18 protein-coding genes, 2 tRNA genes and 1 pseudogene are annotated in these 20,050 nt (G+C 41.6%); 20 read left to right on the top strand and 1 reads right to left on the bottom strand.

Annotation, left to right across the window (positions count from 1 at the left end; translation table 11 throughout):
- The first annotated feature begins 19 nt into the window (after positions 1-19).
- From deoC to ACUW6H_RS03360, 6 genes and pseudogenes are all read left to right on the top strand, one after another.
- Positions 20-682 (top strand): deoxyribose-phosphate aldolase, encoded by a 663-nt coding sequence (gene deoC / locus ACUW6H_RS03385; protein WP_454361130.1) that lies wholly within the window; start codon positions 20-22, stop codon positions 680-682.
- Positions 669-1,058, top strand: coding sequence for a cytidine deaminase (locus ACUW6H_RS03380; RefSeq protein WP_454361128.1), 390 nt, complete (start codon positions 669-671; stop codon positions 1,056-1,058). The genes deoC and ACUW6H_RS03380 overlap by 14 nt, the downstream gene beginning before the upstream one ends.
- 90 nt (positions 1,059-1,148) lie before the next feature.
- A complete protein-coding gene (locus ACUW6H_RS03375; protein ID WP_251935657.1) occupies positions 1,149-2,204 on the top strand; it encodes a BMP family lipoprotein in 1,056 nt (351 codons plus the stop codon).
- 136 nt (positions 2,205-2,340) lie between these two features.
- Positions 2,341-3,875, top strand: a pseudogene (locus tag ACUW6H_RS03370) (ABC transporter ATP-binding protein).
- Positions 3,868-4,926 (top strand): ABC transporter permease, encoded by a 1,059-nt coding sequence (locus ACUW6H_RS03365; protein WP_454361125.1) that lies wholly within the window; start codon positions 3,868-3,870, stop codon positions 4,924-4,926. The pseudogene ACUW6H_RS03370 and the gene ACUW6H_RS03365 overlap by 8 nt, the downstream one beginning before the upstream one ends.
- Positions 4,927-4,928: 2 nt before the next feature.
- Positions 4,929-5,885: an ABC transporter permease gene (locus ACUW6H_RS03360; protein ID WP_454361123.1), complete on the top strand. Its 957-nt coding sequence runs from the start codon at positions 4,929-4,931 to the stop codon at positions 5,883-5,885.
- 32 nt (positions 5,886-5,917) lie between these two features.
- On the opposite strand, the gene plsY is transcribed toward ACUW6H_RS03360, so the two are convergent.
- Positions 5,918-6,559: a glycerol-3-phosphate 1-O-acyltransferase PlsY gene (plsY, locus tag ACUW6H_RS03355; RefSeq protein ID WP_454361121.1), complete on the bottom strand. Its 642-nt coding sequence runs from the start codon at positions 6,557-6,559 to the stop codon at positions 5,918-5,920.
- A gap of 135 nt (positions 6,560-6,694) precedes the next feature.
- Here plsY and parE point away from each other — a divergent pair, with 135 nt between their 5' ends.
- From parE to sufC, 14 genes are all read left to right on the top strand, one after another.
- Positions 6,695-8,638: a DNA topoisomerase IV subunit B gene (parE, locus tag ACUW6H_RS03350; protein WP_454361119.1), complete on the top strand. Its 1,944-nt coding sequence runs from the start codon at positions 6,695-6,697 to the stop codon at positions 8,636-8,638.
- 42 nt (positions 8,639-8,680) lie between these two features.
- Complete coding sequence (locus ACUW6H_RS03345; RefSeq protein WP_454361117.1) at positions 8,681-9,088, top strand: YkvA family protein; 408 nt, start codon at positions 8,681-8,683, stop codon at positions 9,086-9,088.
- 563 nt (positions 9,089-9,651) lie between these two features.
- Positions 9,652-10,017 (top strand): hypothetical protein, encoded by a 366-nt coding sequence (locus ACUW6H_RS03340; RefSeq protein ID WP_454361115.1) that lies wholly within the window; start codon positions 9,652-9,654, stop codon positions 10,015-10,017.
- The gene (locus ACUW6H_RS03335) at positions 10,007-10,861 is read left to right on the top strand and encodes an aminoglycoside 6-adenylyltransferase (RefSeq protein WP_454361113.1); all 855 of its coding nucleotides are present in this window, start codon (positions 10,007-10,009) and stop codon (positions 10,859-10,861) included. Before ACUW6H_RS03340 ends, ACUW6H_RS03335 begins: the two co-directional genes overlap by 11 nt.
- Before the next feature lie 235 nt (positions 10,862-11,096).
- The gene (gene parC / locus ACUW6H_RS03330; RefSeq protein WP_454361111.1) at positions 11,097-13,577 is read left to right on the top strand and encodes a DNA topoisomerase IV subunit A; all 2,481 of its coding nucleotides are present in this window, start codon (positions 11,097-11,099) and stop codon (positions 13,575-13,577) included.
- A gap of 113 nt (positions 13,578-13,690) precedes the next feature.
- Positions 13,691-14,728 carry a branched-chain amino acid aminotransferase gene (locus ACUW6H_RS03325; RefSeq protein ID WP_454361284.1) on the top strand — a complete coding sequence of 346 codons (1,038 nt, stop codon included), beginning with the start codon at positions 13,691-13,693 and terminating at the stop codon, positions 14,726-14,728.
- A 112-nt stretch (positions 14,729-14,840) separates the two neighbouring features.
- Positions 14,841-15,071 carry a DUF2969 domain-containing protein gene (locus ACUW6H_RS03320; RefSeq protein WP_000037107.1) on the top strand — a complete coding sequence of 77 codons (231 nt, stop codon included), beginning with the start codon at positions 14,841-14,843 and terminating at the stop codon, positions 15,069-15,071.
- A gap of 49 nt (positions 15,072-15,120) precedes the next feature.
- Positions 15,121-15,201, top strand: a tRNA-Tyr gene (locus ACUW6H_RS03315).
- An 8-nt stretch (positions 15,202-15,209) separates the two neighbouring features.
- Positions 15,210-15,281 (top strand) — tRNA-Gln (locus ACUW6H_RS03310).
- Between the two features lie 162 nt (positions 15,282-15,443).
- On the top strand, positions 15,444-16,646 hold the full coding sequence (rpsA, locus tag ACUW6H_RS03305) for a 30S ribosomal protein S1 (protein ID WP_001001616.1): 1,203 nt from the start codon (positions 15,444-15,446) through the stop codon (positions 16,644-16,646).
- Between the two features lie 82 nt (positions 16,647-16,728).
- The gene (locus ACUW6H_RS03300; protein WP_049478146.1) at positions 16,729-17,226 is read left to right on the top strand and encodes a GAF domain-containing protein; all 498 of its coding nucleotides are present in this window, start codon (positions 16,729-16,731) and stop codon (positions 17,224-17,226) included.
- Positions 17,226-18,884, top strand: a complete 1,659-nt coding sequence (dnaX, locus tag ACUW6H_RS03295) for a DNA polymerase III subunit gamma/tau (RefSeq protein WP_454361108.1) — start codon at positions 17,226-17,228, stop codon at positions 18,882-18,884. Before ACUW6H_RS03300 ends, dnaX begins: the two co-directional genes overlap by 1 nt.
- Positions 18,885-18,911: 27 nt before the next feature.
- Positions 18,912-19,106 (top strand): DUF3272 family protein, encoded by a 195-nt coding sequence (locus ACUW6H_RS03290; protein ID WP_001081604.1) that lies wholly within the window; start codon positions 18,912-18,914, stop codon positions 19,104-19,106.
- 149 nt (positions 19,107-19,255) lie between these two features.
- On the top strand, positions 19,256-20,026 hold the full coding sequence (gene sufC, locus ACUW6H_RS03285) for a Fe-S cluster assembly ATPase SufC (RefSeq protein ID WP_000114489.1): 771 nt from the start codon (positions 19,256-19,258) through the stop codon (positions 20,024-20,026).
- Positions 20,027-20,050: the final 24 nt, after the last annotated feature.

Here is a 20,050-nt window from a genome sequence, read left to right as displayed (position 1 = left end):
AACTAGGGAGAATCCGAATATGAAATTAAATAAATACATTGATCATACGCTTTTAAAGCAAGATGCAAGTCAAGAACAAATTGATCGTTTGCTATTTGAAGCAAGAGAGTATGATTTCGCCAGTGTCTGTGTTAACCCGACTTGGGTTGCTTATTCAAAGGCGGGGCTTGAAGGTTCAGATATAAAGGTTTGTACAGTAGTTGGTTTTCCTTTGGGAGCAACAACTTCAGCTGTAAAAGCTTTTGAGACAAAAGAAGCTGTCCAAAACGGTGCAGATGAGATTGATATGGTTATCAATGTCGGAGCCCTCAAATCAGGCAATCTGGATTTAGTTGAATCGGACATCCGTGCTGTCGTAGAAGCAAGTGGCGACAAGCTAGTGAAAGTTATTATTGAAGCTTGCTTATTGACTGACGAAGAAAAGGTTGTGGCCTGCCAACTCTCTCAAAAAGCGGGAGCAGACTTTGTTAAAACATCTACTGGTTTCTCAACTGGAGGAGCAACTCTGCCAGATGTCAAGTTAATGCGTCAAACAGTGGGACCTGATATGGGTGTTAAGGCTGCTGGTGGAGCGCGTTCTTACGCAGACGCTCTTGCCTTTGTGGAGGCAGGTGCTACTCGTATTGGAACATCCGCTGGTGTAGCAATCTTAAAAGGAGAATTGGCTGATGGCGACTACTGAGTTAATTGAACTAGCAATTGAAACCAGTAAGAATGCCTACGTGCCCTATTCTCACTTTCCAATCGGAGCTGTCTTAGTTGCCAAGGACGGTAGCATTTATACGGGTGTCAATATCGAGAATGCTAGTTATCCCTTGACTAACTGTGGGGAGCGTACAGCTATCTTTAAAGCAGTCTCTGAGGGACAACTGGAGTTTTCAGAATTGATTGTCTACGGTCAGACTGAGAAACCTATCTCACCATGTGGAGCTTGTCGCCAAGTCATGGTTGAGTTTTTTGAACAAGATCTAAAGGTGACGCTTGTCGCCAAAGATAAAACGACGGTCGAGATGACGGTCGGGGAGTTACTTCCATACTCATTTACAGACTTGAACTAGTCTGTGCTGCTCACTGAGTGGCAAGGGTCCTTGTGACCAAACAATCCATACTTGCAACATCGTTGCGTATCTTATTTAGGAGGTTCAGTAATGAACAAGAAACAATGGCTAGGCCTTGGTCTAGTTGCAGTAGCAGCATTTGGACTTGCTGCATGTGGTAATCGCTCTTCTCGTAACGCAGCTTCATCTTCTTCTGATGTGAAGACTAAAGCAGCTATCGTTACAGATACTGGTGGTGTTGATGATAAATCATTCAACCAATCAGCTTGGGAAGGTCTTCAAGCTTGGGGTAAAGAACACAACCTTGAAAAAGATAAAGGTTATACTTACTTCCAATCAACAAGTGAAGCTGACTACGCAAACAACTTGCAACAAGCAGCTGGAAACTACAACTTGATCTATGGTATTGGTTTTGCACTTAAAAATGCAGTTGCTGATGCTGCCAAAGAACATACAGATATAAACTATGTTTTGATTGACGATGTGATCAAAGATCAAAAAAATGTTGTAAGTGCTACTTTTGCTGATAACGAAGCAGCATACCTTGCAGGTGTCGCTGCAGCTAAAACTACTAAAACAAAACAAGTTGGTTTTGTAGGTGGTATGGAATCTGAAGTTATTTCTCGCTTCGCAGCTGGTTTCAAAGCTGGTGTTGAGTCAGTTGACCCATCAATCAAAGTTCAAGTAGACTACGCTGGTTCATTTGGTGATGCTGCTAAAGGTAAAACAATTGCTGCAGCTCAATACGCTGCAGGTGCAGATGTTATCTACCAAGCAGCTGGTGGTACTGGAGCAGGTGTCTTCTCTGAAGCTAAATCTTTGAATGAAAGCAAAAATGAAAGTGAAAAAGTTTGGGTTATCGGTGTAGACCGTGACCAAGTAGATGAAGGTAAATACACTTCTAAAGATGGTAAAGAAGCTAACTTCGTACTTGCTTCTACTTTGAAACAAGTTGGTACAGCTGTAAAAGACCTTGCCAACAAAGCTGAAAAAGGTGAATTCCCTGGCGGTCAAGTTATCGTTTATTCATTGAAGGATAAAGGTGTTGACTTGGCAGTGACAAACCTTTCTGAAGAAGGTAAAAAAGCTGTTGAAGATGCAAAAGCTAAAATCCTTGATGGTAGCATCAAAGTTCCTGAAAAATAATTGAAGGAAGTCATTTCTTAGGAAGCGGCCATCGGTCGCTTCTTTAAGAATTGAGGCAATTTTTGTCTCAATAGAGCTTGTTAATGAGATTAGCAGGTTTTATTGAAATAAAATAAACCTCTGAAAGGAAGAGCATATGGCACACGAAAATGTCATTGAGATGCGGGATATTACCAAGGTGTTTGGTGAATTTGTAGCAAACGACAAAATCAACTTGCAACTGCAAAAGGTGAAATCCATGCACTTTTAGGAGAAAATGGAGCGGGTAAATCCACTCTGATGAACATGCTGGCAGGACTTCTTGAGCCAACGAGTGGTGAAATTGTGGTGAATGGTCAGGTTGTAAAACTAGACTCGCCATCTAAAGCCGCTGGTCTTGGAATTGGGATGGTTCACCAACACTTTATGTTGGTTGAAGCTTTTACAGTAGCTGAAAATATCATTTTGGGAAGTGAAGTCACTAAAAATGGTGTTCTAGATATAGCTGGTGCTACTAAAGAAATCAAGGCTCTTTCTGAACGTTATGGTTTGGCAGTGGATCCTGCTGCTAAGGTGGCGGATATTTCCGTTGGTGCCCAACAACGTGTAGAAATCTTGAAAACACTCTATCGTGGTGCTGATATCCTTATCTTTGACGAACCTACAGCCGTATTGACTCCTTCAGAGATTGATGAGTTGATGGCAATCATGAAAAACCTTGTCAAAGAAGGGAAGTCCATCATTTTGATTACCCATAAACTGGATGAGATTCGTGCAGTATCGAATCGAGTGACGGTTATCCGTCGTGGGAAATCAATCCAGACGGTTGAAATCGCAGGCGCAACAAATGCGGACTTGGCAGAAATGATGGTTGGACGTTCCGTATCCTTTAAGACAGCCAAACAAGCAGCCCATCCGAAAGATGTGGTCTTGTCTATCAAAGACCTAGTTGTCAATGAAAACCGTGGCGTACCAGCTGTGAAGAACCTTTCTTTGGATGTTCGTGCTGGTGAAATTGTTGGTATTGCGGGTATTGACGGAAACGGCCAGTCAGAACTGATTCAAGCTATCACAGGTCTTCGTAAAGTTGAGTCTGGTAGCATTGATTTGAAAGGAAAGTCAGTTGTCGGTATGCATCCTCGACAAATTACTGAGATGAGTGTCGGCCACGTTCCAGAAGACCGCCATCGTGATGGTTTGATTTTGGATATGATGATTTCGGAAAACATTGCTCTTCAAACCTATTACAAAGAACCACTCAGTAAAAATGGTATCTTGAACTATGCCAATATTACTTCTCATGCTAAGAAATTGATGGAAGAATTTGACGTTCGTGCTGCTAGTGAGTTTGTTCCAGCAGCAGCTCTCTCAGGGGGAAATCAACAAAAGGCCATTATCGCCCGTGAGATTACCCGTGACCCAGATCTCCTCATTGTTAGCCAACCAACACGTGGTTTGGACGTTGGTGCCATTGAGTACATTCACAAACGCTTGATTGAAGCCCGTGATAATGGCAAGGCTGTCCTTGTTGTCAGCTTTGAATTGGATGAGATTTTGAATGTCTCTGACCGCATCGCTGTTATCCACGATGGGAAGATTCAAGGTGTTGTGACACCAGAAACAACCAATAAACAAGAACTTGGTGTCTTGATGGCTGGCGGAAGCTTGGGAAAGGAGAAGAGTGATGTCTAAAAAATTACAACAAATTTCGGTTCCCTTGATTTCTGTATTCTTAGGAATCCTGCTTGGAGCTATTGTCATGTGGATTTTCGGCTACGATGCTATTTGGGGCTATGAGGAGTTGTTCTATACAGCTTTTGGTAGCCTCCGTGGGATTGGAGAAATTTTCCGTGCCATGGGTCCTCTTGTCTTGATAGGTCTTGGTTTCGCAGTTGCCAGTCGTGCAGGTTTCTTTAACGTCGGGCTTCCTGGTCAAGCTCTTGCAGGTTGGATCCTCAGTGGTTGGTTTGCCTTGTCAAATCCTGATATGCCACGTCTCATTTTGATTCCATTAACAGTGATTATCGCTTTGATTGCAGGTGGAATTGTTGGTGCCATTCCAGGTGTCCTCAGAGCCTATCTGGGTACGTCAGAAGTTATCGTGACCATCATGATGAACTACATTGTACTGTATGTGGGAAATGCCTTTATTCATGCCTTCCCTAAAGATATCATGCAAAGTACAGACTCAACGATTCGTGTCAGTGCAAATGCAACCTACCAGACGCAATGGTTGTCTGAGTTGACTGGAAATTCACGTATGAATATCGGGATTTTCTTTGCAATAATCGCTGTAGGAGTCATCTGGTTCTTGCTCAAGAAAACAACTCTCGGTTTTGAAATTCGTGCAGTTGGTCTTAACCCAAATGCTTCTGAATACGCAGGTATCTCTGCAAAACGTACAATCATTCTTTCGATGATTATCTCAGGAGCATTGGCAGGTTTAGGTGGAGCAGTCGAAGGTCTAGGAACTTTCCAAAACGTATATGTCCAAGGATCTTCATTGGCTATCGGATTTAATGGTATGGCAGTTAGTCTACTAGCTTCAAATTCACCAATTGGAATTCTATTTGCAGCCTTTCTATTTGGTGTTCTCCAAGTTGGCGCACCTGGTATGAATGCGGCGCAAGTACCATCAGAGCTTGTTAGTATCGTAACAGCATCAATTATCTTCTTTGTCAGCGTTCACTGCCTAATCGAGCGCTTTGTCAAACCAAAAAAACAAGTAAAAGGAGGTAAGTAAGTATGTCTATTACAACAATGCTAACCCTCTTAGTATCATCCATGTTGATTTATTCAGCACCACTTGTATTTACAAGTATCGGAGGCGTTTTCTCTGAACGTGCTGGTGTTGTCAATGTCGGTCTTGAAGGAATTATGGTTATGGGTGCTTTTTCTGGAGTAGTCTTTAACCTTGAATTTGCAGAACAACTTGGAGCAGTAACTCCATGGATCTCCTTATTAGTTGGGGGACTTGTTGGAGCAATCTTCTCCATCATTCACGCAGCAGCGACTGTTCACTTCCGTGCGGACCATGTTGTCAGTGGTACGGTATTGAACTTGATGGCGCCCGCTTTAGCAGTCTTTTTGGTCAAGGTTCTTTATAACAAAGGACAAACAGATAATCTAACCCAGACTTTTGGACGTTTTGATTTCCCAGTCTTGGCCAATATCCCAGTGATTGGTGATATCTTCTTCAGGTCAACAAGTCTTCTAGGCTATTTAGCCATTGCCTTCTCATTCCTTGCTTGGTTTATCCTCTTCAAAACCCGCTTTGGTCTTCGCCTTCGCTCTGTTGGTGAACACCCTCAAGCAGCGGACACCTTGGGAATCAACGTCTACAAGATGCGATATCTTGGAGTTATCATTTCAGGATTCCTTGGTGGAATTGGGGGAGCGATTTATGCTCAATCAATTTCTGTTAACTTCTCAGTAACAACCATTGTAGGGCCAGGATTTATTGCTCTTGCTGCGATGATCTTTGGTAAATGGAATCCAATCGGTGCTATGCTTTCAAGTCTCTTCTTTGGACTCTCTCAAAGTTTGGCCGTTATCGGATCTCAACTTCCTTTCTTGCAAGGAGTTCCTACGGTATACCTTCAAATCGCGCCTTATGTCTTGACAATTCTTGTCTTGGCGGCCTTCTTCGGAAAAGCAGTTGCTCCTAAGGCAGATGGTATCAACTACATTAAGTCTAAATAAGCATACAAAAACGCCAGTTTCAAACTGGCGTTTTATTTTTTAGGATTTTGATGTGTTAAATTTAGCCCCCAAGGAACGAGGTTTTCAGTTTTGTTTTTAATGCGTGTAATATTATCCTTGTGACGAATGATAATTAAGCTAGCAAGAGCTAAGATAATTACGATAAAAAGAAGGTCATAGCTACTTAAGATAAACCCAAATAGTGGGAAAATCAGAACCCCAATTACAGCAGCAATAGAAGCAGTAACGCTGGACAGGGAAATCATACTACCTAGATAGAGGGTTCCAAAGAATACGACAGCCAGGTAGAGACAGAAGACAGGCGCAAATCCGAAAATAACTCCAGCGCTAGTTGCGACAGCCTTGCCCCCTTTAAATCCTGCAAAGATAGGAAAGGTATGTCCAATCACAGCCAAAAGTCCAAAGACAAGAGGTGACACACCTTGTTGGTGGAATAGAATAGGAAGGAGAGTGGCCAAGGTCCCTTTAAAGAAGTCAATCACAAAGGTTGCCATACCCGCTTTCTTACCTAAAATACGGAAAGTATTGGTCGTTCCAGTATTTCCAGAACCGTGTTCACGCAGATTTGTTTGAAAGAAAACTTGTCCAATCCAGAGACCAGACGGGATCGAACCTAGCAAATAAGCTAGAATTAATAATACAAATGTCATCATAGACCTATTATATCATGAAATGGTATAGAAAGTCAGAGAATATCTTGTGAAATTGTGACAGCTGAATGGGAAAAATTTTGCAAAATCCCTAGAAAACCTGTAAAATAGTAAAGATGAACAAATAGGAGGTTCCTTGTGTCAAAAAAGGAAATCAATATTAATAACTACAATGATGACGCCATTCAGGTGCTAGAAGGGTTGGATGCAGTCCGTAAACGTCCGGGGATGTATATCGGATCGACTGACGGTGCTGGTCTCCATCACCTAGTCTGGGAAATTGTGGACAATGCAGTCGATGAAGCCTTGTCTGGATTTGGTGATCGCATTGATGTGACCATCAATAAAGACGGAAGTTTAACCGTTCAAGACCATGGTCGAGGAATGCCGACTGGGATGCACGCCATGGGAATTCCAACCGTTGAGGTTATCTTTACCATTCTCCACGCCGGAGGGAAATTCGGTCAAGGGGGTTATAAAACATCTGGTGGTCTCCACGGAGTGGGATCTTCAGTCGTTAATGCCCTATCAAGTTGGCTGGAAGTTGAAATCACCCGTGATGGTACAGTCTACAAGCAACGATTTGAAAATGGTGGCAAACCAGTAACAACTCTTCAAAAGGTTGGGTCAGCAGCTAAGTCTAAGACAGGTACCAAGGTTACCTTCATGCCTGATGCAACTATCTTTTCCACGACAGACTTCAAGTACAATACCATCTCAGAACGCCTCAATGAGTCAGCCTTTCTCTTGAAAAATGTGACCTTGTCTCTAACTGACAAACGAACAGAAGAAGCGATCGAGTTTCACTATGAAAATGGGGTGCAGGATTTTGTTTCTTATCTCAATGAAGACAAGGAAACCTTGACGCCAGTCCTATACTTTGAAGGTGAAGACAATGGTTTCCAAGTGGAAGTAGCTCTCCAGTACAATGATGGATTTTCAGATAACATTCTATCCTTTGTCAATAACGTTCGCACCAAGGATGGTGGAACGCACGAGACAGGACTCAAGTCTGCCATCACTAAGGTCATGAATGACTACGCTCGTAAGACAGGTCTTCTCAAGGAAAAAGATAAAAACCTAGAAGGTTCAGACTATCGTGAGGGACTTGCAGCCGTTCTTTCTATTCTGGTTCCTGAAGAACACCTCCAGTTTGAAGGACAGACCAAGGACAAACTTGGAAGTCCACTGGCTCGTCCGGTTGTGGATAGCATTGTCGCAGAAAAATTAACTTTCTTCCTCATGGAAAATGGAGAACTAGCTTCCAATCTCATCCGCAAAGCTATCAAGGCTCGTGATGCTCGTGAAGCAGCACGTAAGGCGCGTGATGAGAGTCGAAATGGTAAGAAAAATAAAAAAGATAAGGGCTTATTGTCTGGTAAATTAACACCAGCTCAGTCTAAAAACCCTGCCAAGAATGAACTCTATCTGGTCGAGGGGGACTCTGCCGGTGGTTCTGCCAAACAAGGTCGTGACCGTAAGTTCCAGGCTATCTTGCCCCTTCGTGGTAAGGTCATCAATACAGCCAAGGCTAAGATGGCGGATATTCTCAAAAATGAAGAAATCAATACCATGATTTATACCATCGGAGCGGGTGTCGGAGCAGACTTCTCTATTGAAGATGCCAACTATGATAAGATCATTATCATGACCGATGCGGATACAGATGGTGCCCATATTCAGACCTTGCTCTTAACCTTTTTCTACCGTTACATGCGTCCCCTAGTTGAGGCAGGACATGTCTATATAGCCCTTCCGCCTCTTTACAAGATGTCCAAAGGCAAAGGCAAGAAAGAAGAAGTGGCCTACGCTTGGACGGACGGAGAGCTAGAAGAACTCCGCAAGCAGTTCGGCAAAGGCGCAACACTCCAACGATATAAAGGTCTTGGTGAGATGAACGCGGACCAACTCTGGGAAACAACCATGAATCCAGAAACCCGCACCCTCATCCGCGTCACAATCGAAGATCTAGCACGCGCAGAACGTCGCGTCAATGTCCTCATGGGAGACAAGGTCGAACCACGTCGTAAGTGGATTGAGGATAATGTTAAGTTTACGCTGGAAGAAGCGGCAGTGTTTTAAAAAATATAAAATTAATATAGAAAATCTAATGTAGAAATAAAAATGTCTAACAATATTAACGAAGAACAAGTAAAAGAAGCTCTTGAAAGTGGTTATGGAAAATCTGGGGCTTTATTAAATAATAAAGATGAATTAGATGATTTTTTATATCGATTGGAGCAAAAAATAAAAGAAATGCCATTAGTCGGAGAAGAATTTGCTGTTATCCCAATTATGATTTCTTTGATTAAACATTATGTGGAAGGGAAGTACACTACTGTTCCTTATGGGACAATTTTGGCAATTATGAGTGCACTTATTTATGTTTTATCACCAGTAGATATTATTCCTGATTTTATTCCGTTTGTAGGACATTTAGATGATGTGGCAGTAATTGGACTTTGTTTATCAATGGTAAAAACAGATGTCGAAGCCTATGATGAATGGCGTCGCTCTCAAGAATTAATTTAAGACAATAAATTAGATTATTACCAGTCAATTCCGTATAAACAGGAATTATCAAAACATTTTAAATCATCACTTATAGACAATACTTAATTTTATTATCTGATACCTTATTTCATTTTTATAATAAACAAAGAAGTGATAAACATGAGAACTGAACCCGAAATGCTTGGACTGATTTTAGGAACAGTTAAAACTTTAAAAGTTGACGCTGGTAAGAACTCAAGTATCTCCTCCTCAATAATCTGACGGATGACCTCACTCAGGCCAGTTTCTTTAAGGGTGTGGATGCTTCATGTTATTACGAAGGGTATAACCTTTACCAGACAGGGGAGTTTTGAAGTTCAAGTAAAGGTGACGATCATCTTTTGTATGTGAATAATCGCTATAACTATTGGAGGTGAGGTATTGATTACGTTATTAATGTTGCCTTTTTCCTCGTTCTCTTGGCTATTTTGGGAATTATATATGACTTAATGACCAATAAAGGTAGAAAAGAGTGTGCTCGCACAGTATCCTTGTTTATATTGAACATCCTCACTATTGGTATCTGTCTATTAGATCTACCAATGGAAAGTAAACCATACTCAGGAATAGGGTTTATCTTATTTTATGCACTTGCCTTCACACCTTTGATGATTGTTTTCTCATCATATACCCTCTATCGGATTGGAAAACATTATAGGTATTTTAAGAGTAAGTTTGCTATAATACTCCTATTCAATGCTATTTTACTTTTCCTTCTTTCATTAGTAAATACTTTTGTATTATGGAGAAGCTTTCAAATATATCATAGAAACGATATGAATTTGTTTTATTTTGTTTTAATCGTTTCGGGGATTTGTTCAACTATCCAATTGATAGTAGGCGAACTTGAGATGAAAAGAATACGAGGCATCCAAAAACAAGAGGAGCAAGACGGCAATGAAAAATAATTCTATAAAAGATATGTGCAGACAACATAGAAGTGAAGCGCAAATGCTGAGATTAATTTTACAGGTAGCCGAAAATATACAAGTCGAGGCTGTCGCTATGTCTGGTTCACGGACAAATCCAAAAGCACCAAAAGATGAATTTCAGGATTACGACGTGGTTTATGTTGTGGATGACTTAGATACTCTAACAAGCAATCTTGCTTGGTTGGACCAGTTTGACGCTCGTATCATTGAGCAGCATAATATCCTAGGCAACCGTCGTCTCTATCTCATGCTCTTTGAGGATGGCAATCGGATTGATTTGACTCTATGTCCTAAAGTGCATATCAAGGAGTGGGTAGAAAGCGAAGCGGATTTCACGGTGCTAGAGGATCCTAAGGGCTTGTTTGTGCCTTATTCTCCAAGTCCTCAACGTTACTGGACAAGTCCAGCTAGTCAGATAGATTTTGAAAAAGCCTGCAATGAATTTTGGTGGGTATCAGCCTATGTGGTTAAGGGTATTCATCGCAAGCAAGTCATCTATGCGACTGACCATCTATATGGTATCTGTCAGCAAGAGTTACTAAAAGTCTTAGCTTGGCAGGTAGCAAGTGATAATGGAACAGTCGATATCGGCAAGAACTACAAGTATCTTTTCCAGTATTTACCTACAGAGAAAGAGAAGGAATTCTCTGCTCTCCTTGATTTTTCAAGTGTAGAGAAAATCACTCAATCCCTATTCTCCACAATGAATCTCTTCCATAGAGAAGCTCAAATTCTTGCTCAAAAGATGAGATTTTATTACGATAAGGATGTGGCGGAGAAGATGATGAGATATGCTGAGGAGAAACTTCCTAATCGCTAAATAATTAAGCAATGTTTTTTAAACTACAGAAAGGGTCGTTTGGTTATTTATCGTAACTGAACACGGTACTAATTTCCGTAAAATATCCTTTATTCTACAAAACCTACTCTATATTCTTTGAAAGGAGTTGAACACGCCCTAAATACTGTGTGAAAAAGATAAATTCTCTTGTAGGCATCGCTCACTGTAAGAATTTCCTATTTTCACTTTGCATTTTACGGGCTTTGTATCCTATATGAGTAATATCCAAAATATGTCCTTGGAGGACATCATGGGAGAGCGCTTTGGTCGCTACTCCAAATACATTATTCAAGACCGGGCTTTGCCAGACATTCGTGATGGATTGAAGCCTGTGCAACGTCGTATTCTTTATTCGATGAATAAGGATGGCAATACTTTTGACAAGAGCTACCGTAAGTCAGCCAAGTCTGTCGGTAACATCATGGGGAATTTCCACCCACACGGTGATTCTTCTATCTATGATGCCATGGTTCGTATGTCTCAGGATTGGAAAAATCGTGAGATTCTAGTTGAAATGCATGGTAATAACGGTTCTATGGACGGAGATCCGCCGGCGGCAATGCGTTATACTGAGGCGCGTTTGTCTGAGATTGCTGGTTATCTTCTTCAGGACATCGAGAAAAAGACCGTTCCTTTTGCGTGGAACTTTGACGATACCGAGAAAGAACCAACTGTCTTACCAGCAGCCTTTCCAAACCTCTTAGTCAATGGTTCGACTGGGATTTCAGCTGGTTATGCCACAGATATTCCACCACATAATTTGGCCGAAGTTATCGATGCGACAGTCTACATGATTGATCATCCAACTGCCAAGGTGGACAAGCTCATGGAATTCTTGCCTGGACCAGATTTCCCGACTGGAGGGATTATCCAAGGCCGTGACGAAATCAAGAAAGCCTATGAAACTGGGAAAGGGCGCGTGGTCGTTCGATCTAAGACGGAGATTGAAAAGCTAAAAGGTGGTAAGGAACAAATCGTTATCACTGAAATTCCTTATGAAATCAATAAGGCTAATCTGGTCAAGAAAATCGATGATGTTCGTGTCAATAACAAGGTGGCTGGTATTGCTGAGGTTCGTGATGAGTCTGACCGTGACGGTCTTCGTATTGCTATTGAACTCAAGAAAGATGCTAATACCGAGCTCGTTCTCAACTATCTATTCAAGTATACTGACCTACAAATCAACTACAACTTCAACATGGTAGCGATTGACAATTTCACACCTCGTCAGGTCGGGATTGTTCCAATCCTGTCTAGCTATATCGCCCACCGTCGTGAAGTGATTCTGGCGCGTTCCCGCTTTGACAAGGAAAAGGCTGAGAAACGTCTGCATATCGTTGAAGGTTTGATTCGCGTGATTTCGATTTTGGACGAAGTCATTGCCCTTATCCGTGCTTCTGAGAACAAGGCTGACGCTAAGGAAAACCTCAAGGTCAGCTATGAGTTTACAGAAGAGCAGGCTGAGGCCATCGTGACCTTACAACTTTACCGTTTGACCAATACAGACGTGGTTGTCTTGCAGGAAGAAGAAGCAGAACTTCGTGAGAAGATTGCCATGCTTGCGGCTATCATTGGTGATGAACGGACCATGTACAATCTCATGAAGAAAGAACTCCGTGAAGTCAAGAAGAAATTTGCGACTCCACGTTTAAGTTCTCTAGAAGACACTGCGAAAGTAATCGAGATTGATACAGCTAGTCTTATCGCCGAGGAAGATACCTATGTCAGCGTGACCAAGGCAGGTTACATCAAGCGTACCAGTCCTCGTTCCTTTGCGGCATCCACTCTAGAAGAAATTGGCAAACGTGATGACGATCGTTTAATCTTTGTTCAATCTGCCAAGACAACCCAGCACCTCTTGATGTTCACGACTCTTGGGAATGTCATCTATCGACCAATCCATGAATTGGCAGATATTCGTTGGAAGGATATCGGAGAGCATCTGAGCCAGACTATTACAAATTTCGAAACTAACGAAGAAATCCTTTATGTTGAAGTAGTGGACCAGTTTGATGATGCCACAACCTACTTTGCTGCAACTCGTCTTGGTCAAATTAAACGCGTAGAACGCAAAGAATTTTCTCCATGGCGGACCTATAGGTCTAAGTCTGTCAAGTATGCTAAGCTCAAAGACGAGACAGACCAGATTGTAGCAGTAGCTCCGATTAAACTAGATGATGTTCTCTTGATTAGCCAAAACGGTTATGCCCTTCGTTTCAATATCGAAGAGGTTCCGGTTGTCGGTGCCAAGGCTGCAGGTGTCAAGGCTATGAACCTGAAAGAAGATGATGTCCTCCAATCCGCCTTTATCTGTAACACTTCATCCTTCTACCTCTTGACCCAACGTGGTAGCTTGAAACGTGTCTCTTGTGAGGAAATTCCGGCGACCAGCCGTGCCAAACGAGGCCTACAAGTCTTGCGTGAGTTGAAAAACAAACCGCACCGTGTCTTCTTGGCAGGAGTAGTTGCAGAACAAGGCTTGATTGGTGATCTCTTTAGTACAGAAGTGGAAGAGAACGACCAAACACTGCTTGTCCAATCTAACAAGGGGACAATCTATGAGAGTCGATTGCAAGATTTGAACTTGTCAGAACGCACTAGCAACGGAAGCTTCATCTCAGACACCATTTCAGATGAAGAAGTTTTTGATGCTTACCTGAAAGAAGTCTTGAAAGAGGAAAAAGCAAATCTGTAAAGAATCAGTCCAAGTGACTGATTTCTTTTTATCGAGAAAATTTTCAGAAAATTACAAATACTACTTGAAATTTTACTAGAAAAGTGTAGAATAGAACACATAGCTTGAATAGTATAAAGGAGAAACACATGACAGTTGCAATTGATTGGGAAAATCTTGGCTTTGCTTATATGAAATTACCTTACCGTTATATCGCTCATTACCAAAATGGACAATGGGATCAAGGGGGATTAACTGAGGACTCGACTCTTCATATTTCTGAATCTTCTCCAAGTCTCCACTATGGTCAGCAAGCATTCGAGGGTTTGAAAGCCTATCGTACCAAGGATGGCAGTATTCAACTTTTCCGTCCTGATGAAAATGCAAAGCGTTTGCAACGCACCTGCGACCGTCTTTTGATGCCTCAAGTCCCAACTGAGATGTTTGTAGAAGCTTGTAAAGCGGTTGTTCGTGCCAATGAAGATTATGTACCACCATACGGAACGGGTGGAACCCTCTATCTCCGTCCGCTTTTGATTGGTGTTGGAGACATCATCGGAGTAAAACCTGCAGAGGAGTACATTTTCACTATCTTTGCCATGCCAGTTGGCAACTACTTTAAAGGTGGTTTGGTTCCAACGAATTTCTTGATTCAAGATGAATTTGACCGAGCAGCACCACATGGTACAGGAGCTGCCAAGGTAGGCGGTAACTACGCTGCCAGTCTTCTACCAGGTAAAATGGCAAAATCACGTAATTTTTCAGATGTTATCTACCTAGATCCAGCTACCCACACCAAGATTGAGGAAGTCGGATCAGCCAACTTCTTTGGAATTACAGCGAACAACGAATTTGTTACGCCATTAAGCCCATCTATCTTACCATCTATTACCAAGTACTCATTGCTTTACTTGGCTGAACACCGCTTGGGCTTGACACCGATCGAAGGTGATGTTCCGATTGACAATTTGGATCGTTTTGTAGAGGCAGGTGCTTGTGGAACAGCAGCAGTTATCTCTCCAATTGGGGGCATCCAACATGGCGATGATTTCCATGTTTTCTATAGTGAAACAGAAGTAGGTCCTGTTACACGTAAACTCTACGATGAATTGACTGGTATCCAATTCGGTGATGTGGAAGCACCAGAGGGATGGATTGTCAAAGTGGACTAAATGACACAAAGTAAAGAAGAACTCCATAGCAGTTGTAATGGCTGAAATGGAGTTTTTTCTTGCTAGTTTGAGTATTTTCTTGTACAATAGAAAAAGTGAAAAGAGGTACAGTATGAGTAAAAAAGATAAGAAAATTGAAATTCAATTAACAGATGCTAAAGTGACTGTTGGAAAAGACAGCTATGAAGGATACGTTTTGACGATCGGGAAAAAGGTTATTGGGGAAATTGCCGAATTAGATAGCCAATTTGCCATCATAAAGAATGGAAATGTCGATAGTTTTTATAAAAAACTTGAAAAAGCTGTGGAAATTTTGATTGAAAACTATAATTTGACAAAATAATACTTGTTTTATTGAAAATTTCATGATATAATAGTTCTCGTTAAACATTGGAGAGATAGCGAAGAGGCTAAACGCGGCGGACTGTAAATCCGCTCCTTCGGGTTCGGGGGTTCGAATCCCTCTCTCTCCATTTATCAATGGGGTATAGCCAAGCGGTAAGGCAAGGGACTTTGACTCCCTCATGCGTTGGTTCGAATCCAGCTACCCCAGTTCTTAGGTAATAAATTCAAGATAAAAAGAAAATATCTTAGGGTATTTTATTTTTATAACTGAAAGACGTGAACGATATGAACATGTCTTTGCGGGTGCTTAGGAAAAAAATTATAAGTATGTCAAGTTTAGAAAAAACTTGATTGTTGGAGGATTTTTTAGATGAACGAATTTGAAGATTTGCTAAATAGCGTTAGCCAAGTTGAGCCTGGTGATGTTGTTAGTGCTGAAGTATTGACAGTTGATGCGACTCAAGCTAACGTTGCAATCTCTGGGACTGGTGTTGAAGGTGTCTTGACTCTTCGCGAATTGACAAACGATCGCGATGCAGATATCAATGACTTTGTTAAAGTAGGAGAAGTATTGGATGTTCTTGTACTTCGTCAAGTAGTTGGTAAAGATACTGATACAGTTACATACCTTGTATCTAAAAAACGCCTTGAAGCTCGCAAAGCATGGGACAAACTTGTAGGACGCGAAGAAGAAGTTGTTACTGTTAAAGGAACTCGTGCCGTTAAAGGTGGACTTTCAGTAGAATTTGAAGGCGTACGTGGATTTATCCCAGCTTCAATGTTGGACACTCGTTTCGTACGTAACACTGAGCGTTTCGTAGGTCAAGAATTTGATGCTAAAATCAAAGAAGTTGACGCTAAAGAGAACCGCTTCATCCTTTCACGTCGTGAAGTTGTTGAAGCAGCTACTGCAGCAGCTCGTGCTGAAGTATTCGGTAAATTGGCTGTTGGTGATGTCGTAACTGGTAAAGTTGCTCGTATCACAAGCTTCGGTGCTTTCATCGACCTTGGTGGTGTTGACGGATTGGTTCACTTGACTGAGTTGTCACACGAACGTAACGTTTCACCTAAATCAGTAGTAACTGTTGGTGAAGAAATCGAAGTGAAAATCCTTGATCTTAACGAAGAAGAAGGACGTGTATCACTTTCACTTAAAGCAACAACACCTGGACCATGGGATGGCGTTGAGCAAAAATTGGCTAAAGGTGATGTAGTAGAAGGAACAGTTAAACGTTTGACTGACTTCGGTGCATTTGTTGAAGTATTGCCAGGTATCGATGGACTTGTTCACGTATCACAAATTTCACACAAACGTATCGAAAATCCAAAAGAAGCTCTTACTGTTGGTCAAGAAGTTACTGTTAAAGTCCTTGATGTTAACGCTGACGCAGAACGTGTATCACTTTCTATCAAAGCTCTTGAAGAACGTCCAGCTCAAGAAGAAGGACAAAAAGAAGAGAAACGCGCTGCTCGTCCACGTCGTCCAAAACGTCAAGAAAAACGTGATTTCGAACTTCCAGAAACACAAACAGGATTCTCAATGGCTGACTTGTTCGGTGATATCGAACTTTAATCAAATTGATAATCGCAAAATCCTTTGTTTAAAACAAGGGATTTTTCTTTTGTCTCTTTCCCATTTTTGATATAATAGTTCTATGTTAGATTCAGAAAAACAATCACAATATCAATTGTTAAATGAGGAACTCTCTTATTTACTAGAAGGTGAGACCAATGTTCTTGCCAATCTTTCAAATGCTAGTGCCCTCCTAAAATCTCGCTTTCCCAATACTGTATTTGCAGGTTTTTATCTGTTTGATGGAAGTGAGTTGGTTTTAGGTCCTTTTCAGGGTGGTGTTTCTTGTATTCGCATACCGCTTGGAAAAGGCGTGTGTGGAGAAGCCGCTGAGTTTCAGGAGACTGTTTTAGTTGGCGATGTGAGCACCTATCCAAACTACATTTCTTGTGATAGTATGGCAAAGAGTGAAATCGTAGTTCCCATGCTTAAGAATGGTCGATTGCTGGGTGTATTAGATCTAGACTCTTCTCTGATTGATGATTACAATGCCATTGACCGTGATTACTTGGAACAATTTGTCGCTATTTTGCTTGAGAAGACAGAATGGGACTTTACAATGTTTGAGGAGAAAGCCTAATGTATCAAGCACTTTATCGAAAATATAGAAGCCAGACTTTTTCACAACTGGTAGGCCAAGAGGTTGTGGCAAAAACTCTAAGACAAGCGGTTGAGCAGGAAAAAATTAGTCACGCTTATCTTTTCTCAGGCCCTCGTGGAACTGGGAAAACCAGTGTAGCCAAGATTTTTGCCAAGGCTATGAACTGTCCGAACCAAGTGGACGGAGAACCGTGTAATAACTGCTATATCTGCCAAGCAGTGACAGAAGGTAGCCTAGAAGATGTTATCGAAATGGATGCAGCTTCGAATAACGGAGTCGATGAAATCCGTGAAATTCGTGATAAATCGACCTATGCACCTAGCTTAGCACGTTACAAGGTCTATATTATTGACGAGGTCCATATGCTGTCTACGGGAGCCTTCAATGCGCTTTTGAAGACGCTTGAAGAGCCGACTCAGAATGTCGTCTTTATTTTGGCAACCACTGAATTGCATAAGATTCCAGCAACCATTTTATCCCGTGTTCAACGTTTTGAGTTTAAATCGATTCGAACTCAAGATATCAAGGACCATATCCAAACTATTTTGTCAAAAGAGAATATCAGTTCTGAACCAGAGGCTGTGGAAATCATTGCCAGACGAGCTGAAGGTGGAATGCGGGATGCCTTGTCTATTCTGGATCAAGCCTTGAGTTTGACGCAAGGGAATGCTTTAACGACAGCTATTTCTGAGGAGATTACAGGCACTATTAGTCTTTCGGCTCTAGATGACTATGTGGCCGCTTTGTCCCAGCAGGATGTCTTCAAAGCGCTTGATTCTTTGAATCTTTTGTTTGAAAATGGCAAGAGCATGACTCGTTTTGTGACGGATCTCTTGCAGTATTTGCGAGATCTACTGGTTGTTCAGACAGGTGGTGAAAATACTCATCATAGTCCAGTTTTTATGGACAATCTAGCTCTTTCTCAGAAAAGTCTCTTTGAAATGATCCGTCTAGCGACAGTGAGTTTAGCAGATATGAAGGCTAGCTTGCAACCTAAGATTTACGCTGAGATGATGACCATTCGTTTAGCAGAAATTAAGCCTGAATCTGCGGTTTCGGGAGCTGTTGAAAGTGAAATTTCTGCACTGAGACAGGAAGTCGCTCGTCTCAAACAAGAGCTTGCTAATGTAGGAACAGCTCCTAAACAAGTTGCCCCAGTCCCTAGTCGTCCAGCCACTTCCAAGACAGTTTATCGAGTGGATCGCAACAAAGTTCAGTCTATTCTGCAAGAAGCTGTTGAAAATCCTGATTTGGCACGACAAAACTTGATTCGCCTCCAGAATGCGTGGGGAGAAGTGATTGAAAGTTTAGCTGGACCAGATAAGGCTCTTCTCGTAGGTTCTCAACCAGTTGCGGCCAATGAACACCATGCTATTTTAGCCTTTGAGTCTAATTTCAATGCTGGACAAACCATGAAACGGGATAACCTCAATACCATGTTTGGCAATATTCTTAGCCAAGCTGCTGGATTTTCACCTGAGATTCTGGCTATTTCCCTAGAGGAATGGAAAGAGGTTCGAGCAGCATTTTCAGCTAAAAACAAGTCTCCTCAAGCTGACCAAGAGGTGGAAGAAGAGAGTCTGATTCCAGAAGGATTTGAATTTCTAGCTGATAAAGTCATGGTTGAAGAAGACTAAAAGTGGATTTCATGATACAATAATCTTATGAATAGACAACAATTTATCATAATAGCGTTATTCACGGCAGCTGAGACTTATTTTTTCAATGAATCCTTGATGACTGGTCGCTACGTTATGGCAGCTTTTTGGGCCATTCTACTCTTTCGAAACTTTAGGTTAAGTTACCTGATGGGAAAAATTGTAGACGCTATTGATCAGCACCTAAACCGCAAGGATTAGCCCCAGCTTCTAGACAAAATCAAAGCCTTTTAGGCTTTTTTTTGTTATACTAGTAGAGTATATTTATTGACCTTTTGTCCTATTTTTTAGGGATTGTAAGCAATTTCCTAAAGTATTGAGCAAAATGTTTGAAAAAGAAAGGAACTATCATGTCAGTATTAGAGATCAAAGATCTTCACGTTGAGATTGAAGGAAAAGAAATTTTGAAAGGAGTCAATCTGACTCTGAAAACAGGAGAAATTGCAGCCATTATGGGACCAAATGGTACTGGTAAATCGACTCTTTCTGCTGCTATCATGGGGAACCCCAACTATGAAGTCACAAAAGGTGAGGTCTTGTTTGATGGTGTAAATATCCTTGAGTTGGAAGTGGATGAGCGTGCGCGTATGGGACTTTTCCTGGCTATGCAATACCCATCTGAAATCCCTGGAATTACCAACGCTGAATTTCTTCGTGCAGCTATGAATGCTGGAAAAGAAGATGATGAAAAGATTTCAGTTCGTGAGTTTATCACTAAACTAGACGAAAAAATGGAATTGCTCAACATGAAAGAAGAAATGGCAGAGCGTTATCTTAACGAAGGATTTTCTGGTGGTGAGAAAAAACGTAATGAGATTCTTCAACTCTTGATGTTGGAACCAACTTTTGCCCTTTTGGATGAGATTGACTCAGGTCTTGATATTGATGCCCTTAAAGTCGTATCAAAAGGTGTCAATGCCATGCGTGGTGAGGGCTTTGGTGCGATGATCATTACTCACTACCAACGTCTTTTGAACTACATCACACCAGACGTGGTACACGTGATGATGGAAGGTCGTGTTGTCCTTTCTGGTGGTCCAGAATTGGCAGCCCGATTGGAACGTGAAGGATACGCAAAATTAGCTGAAGAACTTGGCTACGACTACAAGGAAGAATTGTAATTCCCTCGTATCTTTTAGGAGAAG

The organism is Streptococcus sp. 151470009-6, from assembly GCF_053628175.1.
Note: the sequence above shows the minus strand (reverse complement) of the source record. Positions and strands in the feature narration are given on the sequence as shown.